Here is a 22,084-nt window from a genome sequence, read left to right on the forward strand (position 1 = left end):
AGCGGGTGGCCATTGCCCGGGCCATTGCCGCCCGCTCCCCCATCCTCATGGCCGACGAGCCCACCGGCGCCCTGGACTCCAAGACCGGCGCCCAGGTGCTGGAGCTGATGCAGGAGATGAACCGGGGCGGCGCCACCGTCATCCTCATCACCCACGACAACGGCATCGCCGCCCAGGCCCACCGCACCGTGCGGGTGATGGACGGCAAAATCGTCCACGACAGCCTGTGGGACGGGGTACTGGTGGATCTGCCCGTGGCCCGGGCGGTGGCGCTGTGAACGCAGTGGGTATGGCCCTGGAGTCCATTCGGGAGAAGAAGGGCCGCTCCTTTCTCACCATGCTGGGCATCATCATCGGCGTGACCGCAGTGCTGGTGCTGGTGGCCCTGGTGTCGGGCTACAACGCCGACATCACCGCCTATTACGAGAAGCTGGGGGTCAACAAAGTCAACGTCACCGTCACCTGGTACGACGCCAGCCGCTCGGTGGACGTGATGGACGCCCTGTACGCCTACGGCAACGGGGAGCTGGGCGACGTGGTGGAGGGGGTAAGCCCCGCGCTGTCCGTCTCCCTTCCCCTGAAGTACCGCACCACCACGCTGGACAGCTCCTCGGTGTATTTCGGCAGCGACCAGTATGCCGCCTGCAACAACTACACCCTGGAGAACGGCCGGGAAATCAGCGCCGTGGACATCGAGGGGCGCAGCCTGGTGTGCGTGCTGGGCTCCTATGTGGCCGACAGCCTCTTCCAGTACGCCGACCCCGTCGGCCAGACCGTTTACATCGCCGGCAATCCGTTCACGGTGGTGGGGACCTACTACCAGAAGGACGGGGGGAGCGAGGGCTCCATGGACGACCTGGCGGTGATTCCCTATTCCCTGAACCGGTCCATTCTGGGCAGCGGCTACCTCACCTCCTTCACCGTGAAGGTGGACACCTCCCAGCACATGGACCAGGTGATGGCCGGCCTGGAGACGCTGCTGGCGGACACCATCCCCTCCACCGTGGGGGAGTATGAGCTGGAGAACGGCAACGCCGCCATGACCGAATCCACCGAGGAGATGACCTCCATGAGCGTGGTGCTGGGGGGCATTGCCGGCATCGCCCTGCTGGTTGGGGGCATCGGCATTATGAACATCATGCTGGTGACGGTGACCGAGCGCACCCGGGAGATCGGCATCAAAAAGTCCATCGGCGCCCCCCGGGGAGAGATTGTGGGCCAGTTTCTGGTGGAGGCCGCCATCCTCAGCGGCATGGGGGGTGTCATCGGCATTCTGCTGGGCTTCGGCCTGAGCCTGGTGCTGGGCAAGGCCATGTACGATCTGATCCTGCTGCCCGGCGGCCTGGTGACGGCGGGGGCCTTCGGGTTCTCGGTGGTCATCGGCATTGTCTTCGGCATATATCCGGCGGTGAAGGCCTCCAACCTCCAGCCGGTGGACGCCCTGCGGGCGGAATGAGAGAAGGGGGAGATTCCATTGAAACGAACACTCTGCGCCCTGGTGACGGCGGCGGGGCTGTGCCTCACTCTGGCGGTCCTGCCCGCCCCGGCCTCGGCCTTTACCGATGTCAGCGGCGACACCGCCCAGGCGGTGGAGGTGCTGTACAGCCTGGGCATTGTCTCCGGCTACTCCGACGGGGCCTACCACCCCTCGGAGGGCCTGACCCGCGCCCAGTTCTGCAAGCTGGCGGTGCTGGCGGAGGGCCACGGGGACCAGGTGGCGGGCAGCGCCTACCGCACCCTGTTTTCCGACGTGGCGGGCGGCCACTGGGCGGCGCCCTACATCAACCTGGCCTATGAGGAGGGTCTGGTCTCCGGCTACGGAAACGGCGCCTTCGGCCCGGAGGACGCGGTGACGGTGGGCCAGGCGGTGACGGTGGTCCTCCACCTGCTGGGCTACACCGTGGAGGACGTGGGTCCCTTCTGGCCGGAGGACTACATGAATCTGGGGGAGCAGCTGGGCTTGCTGGATGGGATTTCCAGCGACCCCAATCACGCCCTCACCCGGGGAGAGGCCGCCCTGCTGCTCTACGGCCTGCTCTCCCTCACCGACAAGGAGGGGGGCGACTACATCGACAGGCTGTGCGCCTCCAAGGTGGACGACGCGGTGCTGCTGGATGTGGACGCCCAGGCCGACGACGGCACCAGCGGCCTGGTGCAGATCTGCACCGCCCAGGGCATCAGCTACTATGAGCCGGCGGCGGAGCTGTCCGCGGCCCTGGCGGGGCGCCGGGGTACCCTGCTGCTGGACAAGACGGGGGCGGCGTCCGGCTTTTTGCCGGACGATACGGTGTGCCGCACCATAAGCATCTCCCAGGTGTCCGCCAGCGGCATAACCGACACCGCCGGCAGCTTTGTCAGCATCTCCAATTCGGTGGACGTCCTGCTGGACGACACCCTCACCACCTACGGCGCCTGCTGGTACGACCTGGAGGGCCGGGACAGCGTCACCCTCTATTCCAACAAAAATGGTACCGTGGACCTGGTGACCGCCTCCCAGGCGGTTGCCTACCAGGGCGTCATGCTCAGCGGCTATTACGAGGGGGCAAGCCCCAACGCCGCCGCCCCGGACACCATCACCCTGCTGGGGATGGAGCTGGACGTGGCGGAGGAAGGCCGGAGCAGTCTGAGCCAGTTTGCGGTGGGGGCGCGGATCACCGTCACCCTCAACGGGGCGGGAGAGGTGGTCTCCGCCGTATCCTCCAGTGAGAAGCAGGCGGAGCTGTACGGCGTGCTGGGCAGCGGGGAGGTGGCGCTGACCTGCGGCCTGACCGCCAGGGGGACCATCACCGGCAGCAGCTCGGCCCAGAGCGGGGAGCTGGTGCAGGTCACCTCCACCGGCATCGGAACGCTGTCGGTCACTTTGGCGGAAAAGAGCGGCACCCTCTCCCTGGATCTGACCCGGAACACCCTGGGCAGCATCCCCCTGGCGGAGGATGTGGCCGTCTACGAGCGGGTAAAGGACAGCACGGTGGTGGAGCTTGACCTGGCGGACATCCTGGTGAGCACCGTCTCCGCCAGCAAGATCGATTTCTACGCCACCGACGACCGGGGAGAGGTGAGCGTGCTGCTGCTGGACGATGTGACCGGCGGGGCGTACACCTACGGCAAGCTGGAGTCCGGGGAGGCCAGCGGCGGCAGCGGCTCCATGAGCTATACCAACGCCACCCTCACGGTGGAGAACAGCGCCGGCGTCAGCCAGAGCTACCTGAGCGGCCAGACGGTGCCGAAAGGCACCATGGGCGGCATCGCCGTCAACGGGGAGGGGAAGGTGGTGGCCGTGTGTACCCTCACCCAGGCCAAGGATGTGGCCCGCGCCGCCTTTGACGGGGAGGAGGCCGTGGTGGTGGACGGCATCCGAATCCCGATCAGCGAAGAGGTGCAGGTCTACAACACCGACAACGGCAGCTGGATCACCCTGGCCCAGGCCAAGGCCTATGCCGGTACCTTTACCGTCTATTACAGCGGCACGCCCGGCACCGATGCCGTGGTGCGCATTCTCGCAACCCAATAATAAAAGCAGAAAGCGGTGTACAGGCACAGCCTGTACACCGCTTTCTGCTTATCGAAAAAGCCTCGCAGAGTTCGCGCCCGCAGGCGCGAAGGAAGTGGAACCCTGTTTTCAGCCGCGACATGTGCGTGGCTGAAAACACTGCTCAGGCCGCAAGAGTGGGATTTGTCCGCCTGCGGCGGACAAATCCTGCGCGCAGCGGCCTGCATCCTACTCGAAAAAGTGGCTCTGTCACTTTTTCGACAGCCTCAAGCGGTGTACAGGCACAGCCTGTACGCCGCTTTTTCGTGCCTCAGGGGAGGATGACCGCGTCCTCTGCGGTCAGCCCCTGGAGGATTTCCGTATACCCGCCGCCGGAGAGACCGGTCTCCACCGGCACCTCCACGGCTTTGCCGTCCCGGAGCACCTGGACCGTGCCGCCGCTCACCGCCCGGGAGGGAACCCGGAGGCAGTCCTCCTTCCTCTCGGTGGTGATGGCCACGCTGACGTTCATCCCGTCCCGCAGGCCGGTGAGGTCGTCCAGGGAGAGCTCCACCGTGTAGTCGGTGACGCCGCCGGAGGTGATGCCGGTGTCGTCGATGCGCGCCACCGTGCCGGTATAGCTTCTGGCCTGGCCGGTGTCGTCGGTAAAGGAGATCTGCGCCTGCTGGCCGGGCCAGATCCGCTCGATATACTGCTCGTTGATCTGGGCGTGGACGCACAGCTCCTCCGGCTGGGCCAGTACCGCCATGGGGGAACCCGCCGCCGCCAGATCCCCGGCCTTGACCGACCGGGTGAGGATGATGCCGTCCGCCGGGGCCAGGATGGTGTAGTCGCTCCGCTTGGCCTCCAGCTGCTCCAGGGAGGTGCGGGCCGATTCCACCGACAGGGCGGCGTTGGTGACGGCGTTGGTGAGGCTGTCGTTTTTGATGGTCATCACCGTCTGCCCGGCGGTGACGGCGCTGCCCGCCTCAAGGGGCAGGGTCATCACCTGGCCGGACTGGGCGGCGTAAATGGACTGCTCGGTGGCGTAGCTTACGCTCCCCGTGTCCATGCAGGCAGCTGCGCCCACGCTGGCCGAGGCGGCGTCTCCGCTGAGCACGGTGCCGGGGTTGCGGAAGGCCAGCTCCACATATACCCCCGACCGGCCGCCGGAGAGGGCGCTGGGGGTGTCGTAGACCCGCTTCACCGTGCCGTCCACCGTCTCCCCCCGGCTGGGGAAGGAGATAACGGCGCTGTCTCCCACCGCAAACCCGGCGGCGTCCTGGGAGAAGAAGGGGACGGTGAGCGTCAGGTTCTGGTCGTCCACCACCTGGGCCACGGGGGTGCCGGAGGAGACAAAGTCCCCCACGTGGACCAGAACGGCGGTGACGGTGCCGGAGGCGTAGGACACCACGGACAGGTCTTCACAGGCCGCCTGGGCCTGACTGAGGGTGGCCTGGGCGCTGTCCAGGGAGAGGCGGGCCTGCTCGATCTGGTCCTCCAGCTCGCCGGCGTCGATGACGTACAGCTCCTGTCCGGCGGTGACGGCGTCCCCCTCCGCAATGGCGCAGGACACCACCGTGCCGCCCACCTGGGGGACGATGGTGTAGTTGTCCCGGTAGGTGACGGTGCCGGTGTCCTCCACGGTGTTCTCCACCGGCCCCACGTCGGGGAAGACGGTGGTTGTTTCGCCGCCGTTTTCCTGGGAGCAGCCGGCCAGCAGGGCCAGGCCCATCAGGCAGGCCAGGACCCTGCGCCCGGATTTCTTGTTGTGAGCCATCCCATTCACCTCGCTTGAAAAAGGGCGCCTATTCGATGCTCTTCAGCGCGCCCAGCATGTCGATCTCCCGCATTTTCCGCCCGATCACCGCGTTCACCGCCAGGGCGAAGGCCATGGTCACCCCGCAGGACAGGGCGATGGCCCGGGGGGTGACCACCACCTCCAGGGGCATGGCGGTGATGGACAGAATGAGAAACCGGTCCAGCCCGATGCCCAGGGGGATGCCCAGCACAATGCCCACCGCGGCGAAGATCAGGTTTTCGCTCAGCTGAAGGCGCTTGATCTCCCGCTGGTAAAAGCCCAGCACCATCAGGGTGGCCAGGCTGCGGATCTGCTCAAAAAAGCTCATAATCCCCAGGTTGTAGATGACGATGCAGGCCAGCCCGCCGCCGAAGACGATGAGGATGTACACCACCATGGAGGTGTTCTCCATCTTCTCCACCACCGCGGCGGTGACGCTCTGCCGGCTCTGCCAGCCGTCCACAAAGTCGTAGCCGTCCAGCTGCTGCTCCAGCAGGAGGGTGTCCCCGGCGGTGAGGTAGGCGGCGGTGGGGGTGTAGGCCCGGCCCAGACTCCGCCAGAGGCTGCGGCTGACGTAGGCGCCGCTGACGCAGCGGTTGACCTCCGCCACCGTCAGGGTGACATACCCGCTCTCCCCGGTGAAGCGGAGGGTGACGCTGTCCCCCTCCTCCAGCCCCAGCTCGTCGGCCAGCAGCTTTTCCAGCACCAGCCCCTCCTCCGGCAGGGCCAGGGGGGCGGCGGCATAGGGGTCGTACAGATGGAGGGAGACCACGTCCTCCGCCACCGTCAGGGTGGTGGTGGCCCGCTGGCCGGGGCTGTACAGCCAGCAGGTGGTGGTCATCTCCAGCTCCGCCCCGGTGACGCCGGGGGAGGAGGCCAGGCGGCTGTACTGGCTCTCGGTGACGGCGGTATTCAAATCAACCATGAGGTCGTAGCTGTTCTGATTTCGGGCCATGGTGTTGGAGTAGGCGTCCATGGAGTCCTTGATGGCGAAGGCCATGAACACCAGGGCCATGCAGAAGGCGATGCCCACCACGCACGTGAGCAGCCGCACCTTGTTGCGGAAGGTGTTGCGCAGGATGTACTTCTGGTTGAAGCCCAGGCGCCGCCACAGGGGGCGGACGTGCTCCAGCAGCAGGGAGCTGCCTCCCTTGGGGGCCTTGGGGCGCATGCACTGGGCGGGGGTCTCCTTCAGCAGGGAGCGGGCCACCAGCCAGGCGCTGCCCAGGCAGCACAGGGCGGTAAGCCCCAGGGCCTGCCCCCAGGCGGCAAAGTCGTGGACGATGGGGGCGGCAGGCAGGTCGCAGCCGGTGGCGATGGTCCACACGATCAGGGCGGCGATGGGCCGGCCCAGCACCGCCCCGATGGGGAAGCCGAACACCACCACCAGCAGGGCGTGGAGCAGGTAGTAGCGCAAGATGGTCCCGTCGGAATAGCCCAGGGCCTTGAAGGTACCGATGTCGGTCCGGGCGCTCTCGATGAGCCGGTTCATGGTGCTCACCATCATCAGCACCGCGCACAGGAAAAACAGGGTGGGGAAGAAGGTGAGGATGGGGGTGAGGTTGTTTTTGGCCTCCATCAGGGCGTAGGCCTGCTGGTTGTCCGCCAGGGTCAGGATGTTGACCACCTTGCTGCCCAGAACGCCGTCCACCGCCGCCCGGATCTGGGCGGTGGGTACGCCGTCGGCGGCGGTGATGCAGATCTGATTGTAGATATGGGGACCCAGGATGTCCTGGAGGGCCTCCTCCTTCACATAGGCAAAGCCGTACCGGGACAGGTCGGGGGAGGGGGTGGTGGCGTTGATGGGGTAGAGGCACTCCGGGTTCTTGCCCAGCCCGCACACCTGGAGGCGGAGGTGGACCCCCAGTCCGGTGAGGGTGATCTCGTACCAGTCCCCCACCTCCAGCCCCCTGGCCTGGGCGAACTGGTCGCTGAGAAAGATCTCCCGGTTGCCCTCCGGCAGGCGGCCCGCCGTCACATAGGGGATGTTGATCTCCCACGCCTCCGGCACCCCGTAGAGGGAGAGGGTTATGCCGCTGTCATGCCGCTCCTCGGCGTCCAGCACCACCCGGGGCTGCACCCCGGTGACCCCCTCCAGCCCCTCCAGCGCCCGGCAGTCCCCCATGTCCAGCCCCACGCCGGTGATCCAGTAGCCGGCCACGTTCTGCGCTTGGTAATAGGACCCCATGATCCGGTCCACGTTGTAGATGATGCCGCTCAGGCCGGTATACACCACCACGGCGATCATAGTGATGATGCTCACCGAGATGAGCCGGGAGGCGGTGCGCCGCAGGTCCCGGAAAAAGTTCCTCCAGATCATGCTACCACTCCAGCTCCTGCACCGGCACCGGGTTGGGATTTTCCGCAAAGGACTCGATCCTCCCGCTCTTCATGCGGATGACAATATCGGCGGTGGGGGCCAGCGCTCCGTTATGGGTGACCACCACCACCGTCTTTTTACTGGTGCGGCACAAATCGTGGAGCAGGGCCAGAATGGCCTTGCCCGTCACATAGTCCAGGGCGCCGGTGGGTTCGTCGCACAGCAGCACGTCGGGATTTTTGGCCAGCGCCCGGGCGATGGCCCCCCGCTGCTGCTCCCCACCGGAGCACTGGGCGGGGAAGTTGTCCGCCCGGTCGCCCAGCCCCACCATCTCCAGCACCGACCTGGCGTCCAGGGGGTTTTTGCAGATCTGGCTGGCCAGCTCCACGTTTTCCAGCACCGTCAGGCTGGGCATCAGGTTATAGAACTGGAACACGAAGCCGATGCTCTCCCGCCGGTACTGGGTGAGCTGCTTTTTGTTGAAGCTGGAGATCTCCCGGTCGTTGACAAAGACCTTGCCCCCGGTGGGGGAATCCATGCCCCCCAGAATGTTGAGCACCGTGGACTTGCCCGCGCCGCTGGCCCCCAGGATGATGGTGTACTTGCCCTCGGGGATGGCAAAGCTCACGTCGTCCACCGCCCGGATGGTGGTCTTGCCCATGACATATTCCCGCACCACGTGCTCCAGCCGTACGCCCGCCATGGACACTCCCCCCCTCGGACCCAAACGGGCCGGTGATTTTTGTCTTATTCTAATGCGTACTGAACAAAGCCGAACGCCTTGAAAGCCAAGGTTTTCAAGGCCAAGTAGCTTTGTTCTCGTGCAAGGGTTTTGGAGCATTTCGCCCAAAACCCTTGCACCTTCCACTGGTGCGTCTTCACGCACCAGTGGAAATACGCATTGTAACAATGGCTGAATTCCATCAAAGCGGCTCTTCTGCGCCGCTTTGATGGAATTGCGCGGCTGCCGCCGCGAGAATAAACCGCTTTACGGTTTATTCAGCAGACATTATTATAGCGTTTTTCCTCGCGCGGCGTCAAGGCGGCGGGACGTAGAAAAGCGGCCCGCCTTTTCAGACAGACCGCTGTGGATTCAACCGGTTCCGAACGAATTTTCTTCCCCCAGCGCGGCGGCCAGGAAGCCCAGGAAGAGGGGATGGGGGCGGTTGGGCCGGCTTTTGAATTCGGGGTGGAACTGCACCCCCAGGAAGAAGGGGTGGTCCTCCACCTCCACCGCCTCCACCAGCCGGCCGTCGGGGGAGGTGCCGCTGACGGTGAGGCCGGCCTGCTCCAGAACCTGCCGGTACCGGTTGTTGAACTCATAGCGGTGGCGGTGACGCTCGTGGATCAGGCTCTGGCCGTAGCACCGCTCCAGCAGGGTACCCGCCCGCACCCGGCAGGGCCAGCTGCCCAGCCGGAGGGTGCCGCCCTTGTCAAGGGCGTCGCTCTGGCCGGGCATGAAGTCGATCACCTTGCAGGGGCAGTCCGGGTCAAATTCCCCGGAGCCGGCCGCTGCCAGTCCGGCCCCGTCCCGCGCAAGTTCGATCACCGCCACCTGCATTCCCAGGCAGATGCCCAGGTAGGGCAGCCGGTGGGTCCGGGCGTACCGGGCGGCCAGGACCATCCCCTCGACGCCCCGGCTGCCGAAGCCGCCGGGAACCAGAATGCCGTCCGCCCCGCCCAGGACTTGGGGACAGCTCTCCCAGGTGAGGGTCTCGGAATCCACCCACCGGATGTCCACCCTTGCCCGCAGGTCATACCCCCCGTGGCGCAGGGCCTCCGCCACGGAGAGATAGGCGTCGTGGAGCTGGACATATTTGCCCACCAGGGCGATGGTCACCCTCCGCTCCGGGCGGGCCATGCGCTCCACCAGCGCCCGCCACTCCGCCAGCTCCGGCTCCGGGACATCCAGGCCCAGCCGGCGGCACACCGCCCGGGCGAGCCCCGCCTGCTCCAGCATCAGGGGCGCCTCGTACAGGTTGGGCAGGGTGCGGTTTTCAATGACGCAGTCCCGGCCCACCCCGCAGAAGCCGGCGATCTTTTCAAACACGTGCTCGTCCTCTATGGGTTCGTCGCACCGCAGCACAATCAGGTCGGGGGAGATGCCGAAGCCCTGAAGCTCCTTCACCGAGTGCTGGGTGGGCTTGGACTTGTGCTCCCCGGAGGCCCGCAGGTAGGGGACCAGGGTGACGTGGAGGTACAGGCAGTTGTCCCGGCCCACCTCCCGGCCCACCTGGCGGATGGCCTCCAGGAAGGGCTGGCTCTCGATGTCGCCGGTGGTGCCGCCGATTTCCGTGAGGACCACGTGGGCGCCGGTTTTTTTCCCCACGCTGTAAACAAAGCGCTTGATCTCGTCGGTGATGTGGGGGATGGTCTGCACCGTGCCGCCCAGATAGGCCCCCTGCCGCTCCTTGGCGATGACGTTGGAGTATACCCGGCCGGTGGTCAGGTTGGAGTAGCGGTTCAGATCCTCGTCGATGAACCGCTCGTAGTGGCCCAGATCCAGGTCGGTCTCCGCCCCGTCCTCGGTGACGAAGACCTCCCCGTGCTGGTAGGGACTCATGGTGCCGGGGTCCACGTTGATGTAGGGGTCCAGCTTCTGGGCCGCCACCCTCAGCCCCCTGGCCTTCAGCAGCCGCCCCAGGGAGGCGGCGGTGATGCCCTTGCCCAGGCCGGACACCACGCCGCCGGTTACAAAGATATATTTCGTCACAGTGAGGACTCCTTTCCCAAATCAAAAGGGCGGAGAGATCCCGCGCCATTCGGGACCTCTCTGCCCTTGAACAGAGATAGGATACCCCTGTTTTTGCAGGATGTCAAGAGGAATCCTGCAAAAGAGGACGGACTGCGGCGGTGCGGCCGAACCGGGAGACCGGCGCGGGCGGCGGCCTTTTCCTGTTCAGAAGCCCCAGGCCCGCTTCAGCCGGGCCAGGGCGGGGGCCATCTCCCGGGCGTCGATGCGGGTGTAGCCCAGGATGAGGGCGGGAGGCCGCTGGCTGGGGGTGGGGGAGAGGTCGCAGGCCGACAGGGGGGCCAGACCCACCCCGGCCTGGGCGGCCCGCTCCACCAGCTCGGCCTCGGACCACCGCCGGTCCATCCACAGCAGCAGGTGCAGCCCCGCCTCTCCCCCGGAGAAGGAGCCGGCCTCCAGCAGGCCGCAGTCCCGGGCGGCGGCCAGCAGGGCCTCCCGCCGGGCCTTGTACCGGGTGCGGGTGCGGTTGAGGTGGCGCTCAAACTGCCCCCCCTCCATAAACCGGGCCAGGGCATACTGCTCAAAGGAGGGGACGGTGGAGGAGTAGAACCAGAACTCCCGCCGCCACCGCTCCGCCAGGGCGGGGGGGAGCACCATATAGCTCACCCGCAGGGAGGGGGCCAGGGTCTTGGCAAAGGTGTTCAGGTAGATCACCCGGCCGCCGCCGTCCAGGCTCTGGAGGGCGGGGATGGGCCGGCCGGAGAAACGGAACTCGCTGTCGTAGTCGTCCTCGATGACGTAGCGCTCCGGCCCGCCGGCGGCCCACCGCAGCAGGGCCTGCCGCCGGGGGACGGGCATGATGATGCCCAGGGGGAAGTGGTGGGAGGGGGTGACGTGGACCACCCGCACCTGCCGCGCCTCCAGCGCCTCCACCCGCAGGCCCTGCCGGTCCAGGGGAATGGGCTCCACCCGGGCGCCGCAGCTGGTGAGGATGCGGTGGGTCTTGGCGTAGCCCGGGTCCTCCACGCCGTAGGCCCCATGCCGGCCCAGCAGCTGCACCAGCAGGCCGATCAGAGTCTCCGACCCGGCCCCCACCACGATCTGGTCCGGATGGGCCTGGATGCCCCGGAAACGGTAGAGGTGGGCCGCAATGGCCTGGCGCAGCTCCGCCACCCCCTGGGGATGGGGGGCGGAGAGCAGCCGGTCCTCCTGCTCGGAGAGGACCTGCCGCATCAGCTTTGCCCAGGTGGAGAAGGGGAACAGGGCGGTGTCCACCCCGCCGGTGGAGAAGTCCCAGCGGAAAGCGGGGCGGGCCGGCTCCCCCTGGAGCGGCGCCGGCGCCGGCGGGGCGGGCCGTGGGGGCTGGGCCTCCGCCTGGACGAAAAAGCCCCGCCGGGGTTCGGAGCGCAGGTAGCCCTCCGCCAGCAGCTGGTCGTAGGCCCCCTCCACCGTCACCACGCTCACCTTCAGATGGGCGGCCAGGGTCCGCTTGGAGGGCAGCCGGGTCCCGGCCTTCAGCCGTCCGGCCTCGATCTCCCCCCGGATGTGGCGGTAGAGCTGTTCGTATAGGGGACGGCGGTTGGTGCCGTCCAGAATGGGGGTGAGCATGGGCAAGCCTCCCGACTGACCTGATTGTGTTTCCCCAATAGTATAACCCCGGCCGGGTCAAATAGCAACCGGCCGGGCGAAGTCCATCGAAAGCGGTCTGACGATAAAAAATATAGCCCCCGGCCCCGCGGTATGAACGGGTGCGTCCCGGACATACTGAACTCAGATTCCGAGGCAAGGGGGCAGAGCCGTGCAGGGAAAAGTGGAGATCTGCGGCGTCAACACGTCGAAGCTGAAGGTGCTGAAAAACGAGGAGACCATGGAGCTGCTCCGCCGCACCAAGCAGGGGGACATGGACGCCCGGGAGCAGCTCATCGCCGGCAACCTGCGCCTGGTGCTCTCGGTGATTCAGAAGTTCTCCAACCGGGGGGAGAATGTGGACGACCTGTTCCAGGTGGGGTGCATCGGCCTGATCAAGGCCATCGACAACTTCAACATGGACCTGGACGTGCGCTTTTCCACCTACGGCGTCCCCATGATTGTGGGGGAGATCCGGCGCTACCTCCGGGACAACTCCACCCTGCGGGTGTCCCGGTCCATGCGGGACACCGCCTACCGGGTGCTCCAGGCCAAGGAGAAGTTCCTGGCCGAGCACCAGCGGGAGCCGGGCATCGACGAGATTGCCGGGCTGCTGGAGCTGAAACGGGAGGACGTGGTGTTCGCCCTGGACGCGGTGTTGGACCCGGTGTCCCTCTACGAGCCGGTGTACGACCACGGAGGGGACACCATCTGCGTCATGGACCAGGTGAAGGACGCCAAAAACACCGACGAGAGCTGGCTGGAGCACATCGCCCTGAAGGAGGCCATGGCCCGGCTCACCGACCGGGAGCGGCACATCCTGGCCCTGCGCTTCTTCCAGGGCAAGACCCAGATGGAGGTGTCCGCCGAGGTGGGGATCTCCCAGGCGCAGGTGTCCAGGCTGGAAAAAAACGCCATCAACCAGATCAAAAAGAATCTCTGAGGCGGCGGAAAGCGATTGCCAGCCGCCGGCGGGACATGGTACAATAGACAGGACCACAGAAAGAGAAAGGAGTTCTGTTTCCCATGAGCTTTACACTCCCTGAATTTCACGGGCCTGACTTTGCGCAGGCGCAGCTCAAGCACGCCCCCGACGCGGTGTTCCAGCCCGCCCCCAGGGACGGCGTGGCGCCGGAGGGGTATCACGCCACCAGTATTTTTCCGGAGTATTTCAAAGTAAACGGGAGCTGGCTTCTGGCCGAGGAGAGCCGGATGGACTGCGTGGCCGCCCTGCGGGACGGGAAGATCGCGGTGGTGGAGTTCCGCAACCTGAAGGCGGGGGAGCCGGTGGCGGTGGGCCGCACCGAGGACGGCTCCCAGGGCATCTATGTCCATGCCGGCGGCTTTGAGCAGGAGAAGGGGGAGCGGGAGACCTTCTCCTTCCGCCAGGGCCGCTCCCGGGAGACGGCCTACTCCATGGACTACGACTCCATCTACGAGCTGCTGCGCTACGAGAAGGTCCACGGGCGCATCCTGTGGGTGATGGGACCCGCCTGCGCCTTCGACCATGACGCCCGGGACGCCTTTGCCGCCCTGGTGCGGGGGGGCTATGTCCACGGGGTGCTGGCGGGCAACGCCCTGGCCACCCACGACCTGGAGGCGGGCTATCTCCGCACCGCCCTGGGGCAGGACATCTACACCCAGAAGAGCATGCCCAACGGCCACTACAACCACATCGACACCCTCAACGCCGTCCGCCTGGCCGGCTCCACCGCCGCCTTTGTCCGGTCGGGCAAGGTGAAGGACGGCATCATCTACGAGTGCGTGCAGCACAGCGTCCCCTTCGTGCTGGTGGGCTCGGTGCGGGACGACGGACCCCTGCCCGAGGTGTACGGCAACGTCTACCAGGGGCAGGACGCCATGCGCGCCCTGGTCAGGGAGGCCACCACCGTCATCTGCATGGCCTCCACCCTCCACACGGTGGCCACCGGCAACATGACCCCCTCCTACCGGGTGGTGGACGGGGCGGTGCGCCCGGTGTACTTCTACTCGGTGGATATCTCGGAGTTCGCGGTGAACAAGCTGCGGGACCGGGGCAGCCTGTCGGTGCGCACCATTGTCACCAACGTCCAGGACTTTGTGGTGAACATCCGCAAGGGTGTGCTGGACCGATCATGACAGATCGGCCTCGATTTTTTGGGGGAAATCGTCGCCCGATCCTTCATGCAGCCTTTTTCGACAAACAGAGTGGGGCCGCGCCGTCAGGCGCGGCCCCACTGCTTTTCCTCCGCCGTAAAAGGGCAGTTTTACGGCGGAGAGCGGAAGCGGTCATCGCTGGGTCTCGTCCGGCGCCCGGTAGGCCATGAGCACGTATTCCCAGTGCTCGTCCCGGGTCTCCGAGAGGATGCGCCGCTTGCTCAGATAGTCGCTCACCAGGGCCATCAGCTCCCCCCGCTCCTCCCCGGTGAGGTGGAGGGCGCCGAAGCGGAGCAGGCAGTGCTGCTCCAGCTCCTCCTCCGGGTACTGGTAGGTGGTGTTCACCAGGCCGCGGAAGACGCTGTCCACCATGTTGGCGGCAATGGCCTCCCGCTCCCCCTGAAAGGCGTCCTTCTTTCCCAGGTGGAGGCGGATCTCCACGTCGTCCAGGGTGTAGAGCACCACCGGCTCCCCCTGCCTGTCCCGGCGGGCCTCGCTCAGCACCAGGCCCAGCTCCGCCAGCTTCTTCAGGTGGCCCTGGGCGGCGACGGGGGAGAGGTTCATGCGCCTGGCCACGCCGTTGGCGGACAGGGGGCGGCCCGTGAGGCGCAGCAGATGCACGATTTCCTGGCGGACCGGGTGCAGCAAAATGCGGAACTGGTTTTTCTGATCCAAATCGAGAATTCTGGACATGGGCGGGCGCCCCCCTCTCTTTGTCATCCGGATACCACCATGATACCACCGGAACTTCCTGTATGACAAGAGGAAATACAGATTTTCCCGGCGCTTCCAGGGCAGGTCAGGCGGGCAGGCGCCTGCTCCGGGTGTCCAGGGCGTCCCGCAGCCCGTCCCCGATGCCCGCCAGGCAGAACACCGTGAGGACGATGCACAGCGCCGGCGGCAGCCAGGCCCAGGGGCGGCCGGTGAGCACGGTCAGGTCGGCGGCGGCCTGGATCAGGCTGCCCCAGGAGGCCTGGGGGGTGCGGATGCCCACCCCCAGGAAGCTCAGGCTGGACTCGGAGAGGATGGCCCGCCCCGCCCGCAGGGGGATGGAGCACCACACCGGGGAGATGACGTTGGGCAGCACGTTGCGCCGCAGGATGAGGCCCCGGCCGGCCCCCAGCGCCCGCACCGCCACAATATACTCCTGGTCCCGGACGGTGAGGGTGTTGCCGTACACCAGCCGGGCGATCCCCGTCCAGCCCAGCAGCCCCAGCACCAGCACGATGTTCCCGGCGGAGGGGCCGGTGAGGGCCACCAGGCAGAGCACCAGCACAATGCTGGGGAAGGACTGGACAATGTCCGCCAGACGCATGATCCAGAACTCCCACAGGCCCCGGCGGTAGCCGGCCAGCAGCCCCAGGGGGACCCCCAGGGCCGTGCTGATGGCGGCGGCGGACAGGCCGATGAGCAGGGACACCTGCCCGCCGCACAGCAGCCGGGCCAGCAGGTCCCGGCCCTCCCCGTCGGTACCCAGCCAGTGGGCGGGGGAGGGGGAAGCCCAGAAGCCGGCCTCCAGGTCGCTCACGTTGGGCTCCAGCCCCAGCAGAGGGGGGAGGAGAAACACCGCCAGCAGCTCCAGCCCCAGCACCGCCAGGCAGAGCATCGCCCGCCGGCTGGCGCGGAACCGGACCCAGGGGCTGCGGGGGAGATAGGCGTGTACTTCCATCCCCCTACCCCTTTCCGTACCGCACCCTGGGGTCGGCCAGGCCGTAGACCAGGTCCAGCAGCAGATTGGTCAGCAGCACCGTCAGGGCGGTGACCACGCTCACCCCCATCACCACCGGGTAGTCCCGCTGGGAGATGCCGGAGAAGAGCAGGCTGCCCATGCCCGGCCAGCCGAAGATCTGCTCCACCACCACCGACCCGCCCAGGATGTGGGGGATGTGGCTGAGGATGGTGGTGAGCACCGGGACCAGGGAGCCGCGGAAGGCGTGGCGCACCATCACCGCCCCCTCGCTCAGGCCCTTGGCCCGGGCGGTGAGGATGTAATCCTGTCCCAGGGCCTCCAGGCAGGCGGCCCTGGTCTGCTTGACCAGCTCCCCCAGGCTGCTGAGACACACCACCCCGGCGGGGAGGAGCAGGTGGCGGAGCAGGTCGGCCAGGGAGGTGAAGGTGCCGAAGGTATACATCCCGTGGGTGGGCAGCCAGCCCAGGGTGACGGAGAAGAGGGCGATCCCCCCCAGGCAGAGAAGGAAGCCGGGGACGCCGAAGCTCACCAGGCTGAGCAGGGAGGCCAGCCGCTCCCACAGGGAGCGGGGCTTCCAGGCGGCCAGGATGCCCAGGGGGAGGGCCAGCACCACCGCCAGCGCCACCCCGCTGCCGGTGAGCAGCAGGGAGGGACCCACCCGCTGGGCGATGAGCCGGCTCACCGGCCGGTCGTAGAAAAAGGACTGGCCCAGCTCCCCCCGGAGCAGGCCGGCCAGCCACCCGGCGTACCGGACGGGCAGGGGCCGGTCCAGGCCCAGCGCCTGCTCCAGGGCGGCCCGGTCCGCCCCGGAGGAGGCCCCCTCTCCCATCAGATCCACGATGGTGCCGGGGGCCAGATTGACCATGAGAAAGACAAGCAGGGTAATCCCGAAAAAGACGGGGATGGCCGTGATGAGACGGCGTCTGATATAGCGGCCCATAGGCGATGCTACCTCCTGCACTTCCGGCCTTTCGGCACGGGCCGCTGGGCGGCGGCCCTACGGAGGCTGTTATATGACTGGGGCCGGTCAGCCGGCCTGGAGCGTCCACTCCCACACGTTCTCGTTGGAGAAGCTGGAGGAGGGATAGTCGATGTTGTCCACCGTGGGGGACTGGGCGTGGAGGGTGCGGCCGAACCACAGGGGGAGGAAGGGCCGCTCCCGGGCCAGCAGAGCCTGAAGCTCGTCCACCAGCGCCTGCCGCGCCCCGGAGTCCGAAGCGGCCTTGATCTGGGAAATCAGGCCGGTGTAGGGGGTGAGGTCGGCCACGTGGAAGATGTTGTTGCCCGGACTGAACCGGCTCTCGGTAAACCACAGGGGGAGGGCGCCGGGGGTGTGGCTGGCGATGGCCATGTCGTACGTCCCCTCCGCCATGCCGGAAAAGAGGGCGGCGGAGTCCACCGTCTCAATGGTGGTGGTGATGCCCGCCTGGGCCAGCTGCTGCTGCATCAGGGCGGCCAGGCCGGAGCGGTTGGCGGTGCAGGCCAGGGAGTAGGTCCGCCCGTCGTATCCCCCCTCCTCCAGCAGGGCCATGGCCCCCTCCACGTCCCGGCTCCAGGTGAGGGAGCTGGTATATGCCGTGCCGGGGGTCAGGTCGGTGGCGGTGGGTTCCCCCAGCCCCTGGGCGGTGTGCAGGCACAGGGCCTGCTTGTCCAGGGCCAGGTCGATGGCCCGGCGGACGGCGGAGCTGGAGATGCGCTCATTGTTGAGCATCAGCTCGTAAAAGCTGTTGGGGACCGTCCCCTCCAGCACCGTGATCCCCCCGGCCTCCGCCGTCTGCCGGTCGTCCGCGGCCAGGTTGCCTCCGAAGGCGTAGTAGTCCAGATCCCCCGCTATGAGGGAGGGGAGGAGGTTGGACTTGTCCATCACCGTGATGACCAGCAGATCAAAGCCGGGCCGGCCCAGCTGGTAGTTGGGGTTGGCCGCCAGGGTGAGCTGGCTGCCGGGGATCTCCTCCACAAACGTCAGGGGACCGGAGCCCACCGGGGCCTGCCACAGCGGCAGCTCCAGCACCTCCGCCGGGTCCGTCCCCTCCAGCAGGTGGGTGGGCAGCACGTAAAACTCCCGGTTGCGGTCCAGCAGGAAGTCCTCCGGGGTGGTGGGGGTTTTGAAGGTGAGCTTCAGGGTGTAGGTGTCCACCGCCTCCGCCCCCAGCGCCTCCCCCGGGAGGGCGGCGCCGGCCTCGTCGGTGCCGGCCAGCACGTTGAATACCGACCGGCCCAGGGCGGGGCAGTCCGGGTCTGTCATCAGGGCGATGGTGTCCGCCCAGTGCTGGGCGGTGACCGGCGTGCCGTCGTGGAAGGCGGCGCCCTCGTCCAGGAAGAAGAGCACCGCCATGCCGCCGTCGGCGCTCTCCCAGGCGGCGGCGTTTCTGGGGTCCAGGGTGCCGTCGGCGTGGACGTAGGCCAGCCGGTCGTAGAGCTTGTCGCACACGATGCGGGTGTAGTTGCTCCCCGAGGGGCTGTTATAGGGCATCAGGGTGTCCCAGGCGTTGGACAGGCCGTAGCGCACCACGGCGGTGGCGTCCCGGCTGGGGGCGCAGGCGGCCAGGGGGAGCGCCAGGACCAGGCAGAGCAGCAGTACAGTCAGCTTTTTCAACGGCGTCCTCCTCATTCCACGGTGACGGACTTGGCCAGGTTCCGGGGCTTGTCGATGTCGCAGCCCCGCTGGAGGGCCACGTAGTAGGCCAGCAGCTGCATGGGGACCACCTCCAGGCAGGGCAGCAGCAGGGGGTGGGTGTCGGGGACGGCGATCACGTGGTCGGCGGTCTTGGCCATCTCCGCCGCCCGGCTGCGGGTGGTGAGCCCCAGCACGTCGGCCCCCCGGCTCTTGACCTCCACCACGTTGCTCATGGTCTTCTCAAACAGGGCGCCGTACCCCGCCAGGGCCACCACCAGGGTACCCGGCTCGATGAGGGAGATGGTGCCGTGCTTCAGCTCCCCGGCGGCGTAGGCCTCCGAGTGGATATAGGAGATCTCCTTCAGCTTCAGGGAACCCTCCAGCCCAACGGCGTAGTCCAGGTTGCGGCCGATGAAGAACATGGAGGGGTGGTTGAAGTAGAGGGAGGCGAAGTACTGGATGTCGCTGCGGTTTGCCAGAATCTCCTCCAGCTTGCCGGGAATGCGCTGGAGCTCGGCCAGGATGGCGTCGTACTCCGCCTGGGGAATGGAGCCCAGCAGCCCGGCGCAGTACAGGCCGATGAGGTAGATCACCGCAAGCTGGGTGGAGTAGGCCTTGGTGGTGGCCACGGCGATCTCCGGCCCGGCCCAGGTGTAGAGCACCCCGTCGCTCTCCCGGGCGATGGTGGAGCCCACCACGTTCACAATGGACAGCACCCGCGCCCCCAGCCGCCTGGCCTCCCGCATGGCGGCCAGGGTGTCGATGGTCTCCCCCGACTGACTGATGACCAGGGCCAGGGTGCGCTCCGTCACAATGGGCTCGCAGTACCGGAACTCCGAGGCCAGGGTCACCTCCACCGGCTTGCGCAGCAGCTTTTCCAGGATATATTTGGCGTCCATCCCCACGTGGTAGGAGGAGCCGCAGGCGATGATGCACAGCTTGTCCAGCTCCGCCGCCTCCCGGGCGGTGAGGGAAAAGCCCTCCAGCACCACCCGGCCGTCCTGAATCCGGGGGGAGATGGTCTTGCGGATGGCCTCCGGCTGCTCCATGATCTCCTTGGCCATGAAGTGCTCGTACCCGCCCTTTTCCGCCGCGGAGATCTCCCAGTCCACGTGGTGGCGGGTCTTCTCCACCGGGCGGAGATAGGCGTCGTACACCCACAGGTGGTCGGGGGTAAGCTCGGCAATCTCCCCGTCGTCCAGGTAGCAAACCTGGCGGGTGTACTTGATGAGGGCGGTGACGTCGCTGGCCAGGAAGTGGGCGCCCCGGCCGAAGCCCAGAATAAGGGGGGAATCCTTCCGCACGGCGATGAGCCGGTCGGGGCAGTCGGCGCACAGAATCCCCAGGGCGTAGGCCCCCTGGATGCGGGAGAGGGTCTTCACCACCGCGTCCAGCAGGTCGCCGTGGTAGTAGTACTCCAGCAGCTGGGCCACCACCTCCGTGTCGGTCTGGGAGGCAAAGCGCACCCCCTCCGACTGGAGAAACTCCCGCAGGGCCACGTAATTTTCAATGATGCCGTTGTGGACCACGGCGAACCGGCCCTGCTGGCTGACCTGGGGGTGGGAGTTGATGTCCGACGGCTCCCCGTGGGTGGCCCAGCGGGTGTGGCCCAGGCCAAGGGTGCCGCGGAGGGTGGTCCCGTCCCGGGTGAGCTGGCAGAGCACCTTCAGCCGCCCCTTGGCCTTTTCCACCTGGAGCCCCCGCTCCGGGTCGTACACCGCCACGCCGGCGGAGTCGTACCCCCGGTACTCCAGCCGGGACAGACCGTCCAGCAGAATGGGGGCCGCAGCCTCCCGGCCCACAAATCCAACGATACCGCACATAGTTCTTCCCTCCGCCCTATAAATGAAAACAATAACATAGTATAGCACGAACGGGGGAAAGAAACAATGGCGGAACCGCCGAAATCCGCCTTAATTCCGCCTGCGGGTCTGGCGGAGCGGACCCTGCTCCACCAAAATGGTGTCCCCGCCGAACCGGCGCACCGCCGACCAGGGGAAGAGAATGTCCTCCTCCCGGCCCAGCAGGCCGAAGAGCCGCAGGCGGCCGGGGACAATGAGCTGGGTCACCTGCCCCGTCTCCAAATCCACCTCCGCGTCCCCCACATAGCCGTACCGGCTGCCGTCGGCCACGTCGATGATCTCCTTGTACCGCAGCTCAGAAACCCGGCATCTCATCACACAGCACCTCCGCAGTTTACTCTACTGCTTGATATATGCGGGCAGGCGGGCGGGCAGACGCGGAAGCTGTGTATCCGGGCAGGCAGGGGGGAGGCCGGTCCCTCATGCAGCCTTTTTCGACCCGCTCAGGGCAGCCGGGCGGCCGGCTGCCCTCTTCTGCGTCAGAAAATTTCCGGGCAAAGGCGGCAACTATCCGGGGGGGCCGGGTGTCTAATAGAATACAGGAGGAAGGAAACGGGGGTGATACGCGGCGGAGGCGGATGAGACGGTATCTGAGAGACAGGAAAGGCTGGTTTGGGAACCATCCTGCCAAATAGATACAGAATGTGAGGAAACGCGATATGAAACGTACCATTTGCATGACGATGGCCCTGCTGCTGCTGGTAACGGCGCTGACCGCCTGCGGACGCGCCGGAAAGCAGACGGCGGCCGGGGACACGCCCGGCGCCGGCGCGGAGCAGGCGGAGGGCAAGAAGGTCCGCGGGACGATCAACAAGATTGCCAACTATCTGGTGCTGCTGACGGAGGATGAGGCGTACCAGGTTATGGATTTTGGAGACGGTGTGACCCTGGATGACTTTGCCGAGGGCGACAAGGTGGAGGTCACCTACACCGGGGAGCTGGGCGTGGAGGGCGCCGCCCCGGTGCTCACCGCCATTGTCAAAGTGGAATAGGGCCGGAGACAACGGGGAGGGGCCATTGCGGCGCAGCGCCGCAATGGCCCCTCCCGGGCTTGTTCAGCTCCGGCAGCACCCCTTCAGCTCCCGGCAGCCCTCCTGGGGGGCGGGGCCGTTGGGGGGAAAGAACTCGTTGACGGGGAACTTCACGTGGCGGAAGAGCTCGCAGGGGTCCTCCTCGTGGCCGCCGCCGCAGGCGCACTCCTTGTCGGGCATGCAGTAGTCGTACACCGGCATCAGCAGCTGGGAGTCCCGCTCCAGCCGGATGATGGAGAACTGGCCCAGAGTGACGTAGATCCGCTTGCCCTCGCCGCCGAAGCACAGCTCGCTGCCGAAGCAGCCGCAGATGCAGGGCGGCACCTCGGACAGGGCGCAGTCGCAGGGGTGGCACTCGCACACGTCCACCAGCTTCATGCCCAGCACGATGGGGTCCACCACCTCCACCACCGCGGTGGGGAGATTGCTCTTGCGCAGGCTCTGCTCATCCAGGGCGTCCACCGCCAGCTCGGAGGAGAAGACCTTGGCGCTGCCCTCGCTGCCGAACAGAATCACCCGCTTGTCAAAGACGCACAGGCCGCTCACCTCCACCGGCCGGGCCGCCCCCACAAAGGCGTCGGCGGTGACCTTGTAGAAGTAGCGCACATCCACGGTGTAGAAGCCCCGGTGGAAGCTCACCGGCTCCACGTCGATGTAAACATACAGCAGCTCCGCGCTGCCGGCCTTGATGCTGACGGCCCGCTCAATGGCCGCCTGGGAGTTCTGGGTGGGATAAAAGCGAAGATCTTCAATGCAGTCCTTATCCTTGCAGGAATCGTAGATCTTCTTGGTGTGTATGCAGACGGCCTCCCGGATACAGGCGCTGTCCTGTACAGGGCC

Annotated in this window: 17 protein-coding genes and 1 pseudogene; 6 read left to right on the forward strand and 12 right to left on the reverse strand. The window is 66.8% G+C overall.

The genetic code is table 11. From position 1 onward, the window contains the following. The 3 genes and pseudogenes from Q0J74_RS04645 to Q0J74_RS04655 all read left to right on the forward strand — a co-directional run. A pseudogene (locus tag Q0J74_RS04645) lies at positions 1 to 278 on the forward strand (macrolide ABC transporter ATP-binding protein); the annotation flags it as partial. Next, positions 275 to 1,456: an ABC transporter permease gene (locus tag Q0J74_RS04650; RefSeq protein ID WP_297211308.1), complete on the forward strand. Its 1,182-nt coding sequence runs from the start codon at positions 275 to 277 to the stop codon at positions 1,454 to 1,456. The pseudogene Q0J74_RS04645 and the gene Q0J74_RS04650, both read left to right, overlap by 4 nt. An 18-nt stretch (positions 1,457 to 1,474) precedes the next feature. Further along, a complete protein-coding gene (locus Q0J74_RS04655) occupies positions 1,475 to 3,511 on the forward strand; it encodes an S-layer homology domain-containing protein (RefSeq protein ID WP_297211311.1) in 2,037 nt (678 codons plus the stop codon). 289 nt (positions 3,512 to 3,800) lie between these two features. Here the strand turns inward: Q0J74_RS04655 and Q0J74_RS04660 are convergent, their stop codons facing one another. The 5 genes from Q0J74_RS04660 to Q0J74_RS04680 all read right to left on the reverse strand — a co-directional run bounded on the left by Q0J74_RS04660 (position 3,801) and on the right by Q0J74_RS04680 (position 11,890). Continuing rightward, a complete protein-coding gene (locus Q0J74_RS04660; RefSeq protein WP_297211313.1) occupies positions 3,801 to 5,249 on the reverse strand; it encodes an efflux RND transporter periplasmic adaptor subunit in 1,449 nt (482 codons plus the stop codon). Positions 5,250 to 5,277: 28 nt separating this feature from the next. Next, the gene (locus Q0J74_RS04665; RefSeq protein ID WP_297211316.1) at positions 5,278 to 7,590 is read right to left on the reverse strand and encodes an ABC transporter permease; all 2,313 of its coding nucleotides are present in this window, start codon (positions 7,588 to 7,590) and stop codon (positions 5,278 to 5,280) included. Between the two features lies 1 nt (position 7,591). Further along, a complete protein-coding gene (locus Q0J74_RS04670; RefSeq protein ID WP_297211318.1) occupies positions 7,592 to 8,293 on the reverse strand; it encodes an ABC transporter ATP-binding protein in 702 nt (233 codons plus the stop codon). Positions 8,294 to 8,683: 390 nt separating this feature from the next. Further along, complete coding sequence (locus Q0J74_RS04675) at positions 8,684 to 10,303, reverse strand: CTP synthase (protein ID WP_297211321.1); 1,620 nt, start codon at positions 10,301 to 10,303, stop codon at positions 8,684 to 8,686. Between the two features lie 186 nt (positions 10,304 to 10,489). Next, positions 10,490 to 11,890 (reverse strand): PLP-dependent aminotransferase family protein, encoded by a 1,401-nt coding sequence (locus tag Q0J74_RS04680; RefSeq protein WP_297211324.1) that lies wholly within the window; start codon positions 11,888 to 11,890, stop codon positions 10,490 to 10,492. 190 nt (positions 11,891 to 12,080) lie between these two features. Between Q0J74_RS04680 and sigG the strand changes: the two genes are divergently transcribed. Both sigG and Q0J74_RS04690 read left to right on the forward strand, forming a co-directional pair. Beyond that, positions 12,081 to 12,851 (forward strand): RNA polymerase sporulation sigma factor SigG, encoded by a 771-nt coding sequence (gene sigG, locus Q0J74_RS04685; protein WP_297211327.1) that lies wholly within the window; start codon positions 12,081 to 12,083, stop codon positions 12,849 to 12,851. A gap of 83 nt (positions 12,852 to 12,934) precedes the next feature. Next, positions 12,935 to 14,026: a hypothetical protein gene (locus Q0J74_RS04690; protein ID WP_297211330.1), complete on the forward strand. Its 1,092-nt coding sequence runs from the start codon at positions 12,935 to 12,937 to the stop codon at positions 14,024 to 14,026. Positions 14,027 to 14,176: 150 nt separating this feature from the next. Here the strand turns inward: Q0J74_RS04690 and Q0J74_RS04695 are convergent, their stop codons facing one another. From Q0J74_RS04695 to Q0J74_RS04720, 6 genes are all read right to left on the reverse strand, one after another. Next, complete coding sequence (locus Q0J74_RS04695) at positions 14,177 to 14,737, reverse strand: winged helix-turn-helix domain-containing protein (protein ID WP_297211333.1); 561 nt, start codon at positions 14,735 to 14,737, stop codon at positions 14,177 to 14,179. Positions 14,738 to 14,843: 106 nt separating this feature from the next. Next, positions 14,844 to 15,713 carry an ABC transporter permease gene (locus tag Q0J74_RS04700; protein WP_297211336.1) on the reverse strand — a complete coding sequence of 290 codons (870 nt, stop codon included), beginning with the start codon at positions 15,711 to 15,713 and terminating at the stop codon, positions 14,844 to 14,846. Positions 15,714 to 15,717: 4 nt separating this feature from the next. Further along, positions 15,718 to 16,674, reverse strand: coding sequence for an ABC transporter permease (locus tag Q0J74_RS04705; protein ID WP_297211339.1), 957 nt, complete (start codon positions 16,672 to 16,674; stop codon positions 15,718 to 15,720). A gap of 87 nt (positions 16,675 to 16,761) precedes the next feature. Next, positions 16,762 to 18,330 carry an ABC transporter substrate-binding protein gene (locus tag Q0J74_RS04710; RefSeq protein WP_297211342.1) on the reverse strand — a complete coding sequence of 523 codons (1,569 nt, stop codon included), beginning with the start codon at positions 18,328 to 18,330 and terminating at the stop codon, positions 16,762 to 16,764. Positions 18,331 to 18,341: 11 nt separating this feature from the next. Beyond that, positions 18,342 to 20,174, reverse strand: coding sequence for a glutamine--fructose-6-phosphate transaminase (isomerizing) (gene glmS / locus Q0J74_RS04715; RefSeq protein WP_297211345.1), 1,833 nt, complete (start codon positions 20,172 to 20,174; stop codon positions 18,342 to 18,344). Between the two features lie 90 nt (positions 20,175 to 20,264). Beyond that, the gene (locus tag Q0J74_RS04720; protein ID WP_297211348.1) at positions 20,265 to 20,528 is read right to left on the reverse strand and encodes a YlmC/YmxH family sporulation protein; all 264 of its coding nucleotides are present in this window, start codon (positions 20,526 to 20,528) and stop codon (positions 20,265 to 20,267) included. A 344-nt stretch (positions 20,529 to 20,872) separates the two neighbouring features. On the opposite strand from Q0J74_RS04720, the gene Q0J74_RS04725 reads away from it, so the two are divergent. After that, on the forward strand, positions 20,873 to 21,205 hold the full coding sequence (locus Q0J74_RS04725; RefSeq protein ID WP_297211351.1) for a hypothetical protein: 333 nt from the start codon (positions 20,873 to 20,875) through the stop codon (positions 21,203 to 21,205). Between the two features lie 63 nt (positions 21,206 to 21,268). Here Q0J74_RS04725 and Q0J74_RS04730 read toward each other — a convergent pair. Then, the coding region (locus tag Q0J74_RS04730; RefSeq protein ID WP_297211354.1) for a hypothetical protein at positions 21,269 to 22,084 on the reverse strand (816 nt) is incomplete at its 5' end.

This window comes from uncultured Flavonifractor sp. (assembly GCF_944387675.1).
In the GTDB taxonomy this organism is placed as follows: domain Bacteria; phylum Bacillota; class Clostridia; order Oscillospirales; family Oscillospiraceae; genus Flavonifractor.